At 33.6% G+C, this 1149-nt stretch carries 1 protein-coding gene; it reads right to left on the bottom strand.

The genetic code is table 11. The features are described 5' to 3' along the window. Positions 1-117: 117 nt before the first annotated feature. Complete coding sequence (gene repM / locus HMPREF0014_RS25165) at positions 118-1047, bottom strand: replication initiation protein RepM (protein ID WP_020992420.1); 930 nt, start codon at positions 1045-1047, stop codon at positions 118-120. Positions 1048-1149 lie beyond the last annotated feature (102 nt).

Consider the following 1149-nt stretch of genomic DNA (forward strand, 5'->3'; position numbering starts at 1 on the left):
TCTTGAATATCCATAAAGCTTAGCTAACTCTGAAACTGACAGTTTTTTCATTATGTAAACCAGTTTTCAACTTGTGTTAATACCTGACTGTTAACTTAACAATTTCAATTAACAATGTCATTGAAATCCTAATTTTCTGAGTAAAGGGAGTAACTCTTTAAATTTCTCTGCATCTTGCAGCATGGCAGCTATACGTACAGCAAACTGCTGATAGCTTTCTGTGCCTTGTGAATATTTACTCATCTCAGGAAGCTCTGAGAGCTTGTTGGCGAATAGATGGCGTTGTTTATCTGTCATTTTTGAAAAGAGGTCTAATGTATTCGGATCTCTTTTAGATTCGACTGAATGCGTGGCTGATTTTTTCTGTTTAAAGCTAAATGAAAAACCAGTAATAGATCTACCTGTTTTATGCTGTTCAACTTTGACAGTGATATCGGTATGTTCATTTACTTGTTTTAATGCAATGTCTAAAACATATTTTTTAAAATCATACATTCGTTTGTATTCAGTCTCGAGTACACCTATTTTTTGTCTAAAATCATACATAGTTATGAGAGGAGTTTTTCCAGTACTACGCCATGCAATCAATATTTCATATAAACGAACAGCATAAGCACTTGTTAAATTACTTATTTGTTGTATTTCATACTTTGTAAATTGTTCTTCTAACCTAGTAATTAAAGGCACAATAGCAGGGGCAAAAATAAGTCTAACGACAGCTTCATTATCAATATAAGCCACCTCGCTCACCCATCTCGACTTGTGATTAATAATGTTACCTTTTTCACTAAGACTCTGATAACTGAATTGTCTTGCAAACAGGTCATCGCAAGCATCTTTTAACGCCTGATAAGCCGTATTTCGATGTACACCAAACTGATTAATATAACTTTCAGCATGAACTGTTAGTGGATCATTAGCATTTATCCCTTTACCCGATTCCCTTGCTTCAACAATAGCTAGGAGAATTAACCTCTGTTCAACTAGATCGAGGTTATAACTAGCATTGATTAAGGCATTATCTTTAACAACTAGTTCTGTTTTCATATGAAAAGATTATATTTTTAATTCAATAAGACGAGGTTATACAATTATCTCGCTTAATGCAAGGTAAACCTCGTTTTAATGCAAGGTAAACCTCGTTTTAAT

The sequence above is a fragment of the Acinetobacter sp. RUH 2624 genome, from assembly GCF_000162375.2.
In the GTDB taxonomy this organism is placed as follows: Bacteria; Pseudomonadota; Gammaproteobacteria; order Pseudomonadales; family Moraxellaceae; genus Acinetobacter; species Acinetobacter nosocomialis.

Coding starts and splice junctions, on each gene's coding strand:
- repM (WP_020992420.1), bottom strand. CDS start 1,047: ATGAAAACAGAACTAGTTGTTAAAGATAATGCCTTAATCAATGCTAGT.